Source organism: Paenibacillus soyae (genome assembly GCF_024623455.1).
GTDB lineage: Bacteria > Bacillota > Bacilli > Paenibacillales > Paenibacillaceae > Pristimantibacillus > Pristimantibacillus soyae.
The window spans coordinates 1-279 of sequence record NZ_JANIPJ010000087.1 but is presented as its reverse complement, the minus strand read 5'-3'; the positions used below and the strand labels follow the sequence as shown (position 1 = coordinate 279).

The 279-nt window shown below is 53.4% G+C and carries 1 protein-coding gene; it reads left to right on the top strand.

The genetic code is table 11. The annotated features are described in order from the left end of the window. Window positions 1-279: hypothetical protein (locus tag NQZ67_RS30115; RefSeq protein WP_371825377.1), on the top strand; the 279-nt coding region annotated here is incomplete at both ends.

The following is a 279-nucleotide window of genomic DNA, read 5'->3' as shown; positions in this document are numbered from 1 at the left end:
GCCAAAGCTTTATGGAGATTTTATCTCAGAACGGTTATCAGACGCATGGCGTTGGCAAAATGCACTTCACCTTTGCCGAGCAAGGTGCGGAGGCGCTCTGGGGCTTCGAGTCACGGGATATTAGCGAGGAAGGCGGAGGCGAGGACGATTTCAAGCGTTATCTGAACCAGAACGGATACCAGCATGTTCATGATCCGCAGGGGGTCCGGAGCGAGATGTATTACATTCCTCAGCCATCCCAGCTGCCAGCGCATCTGCATAACACAACATGGGTTGTGG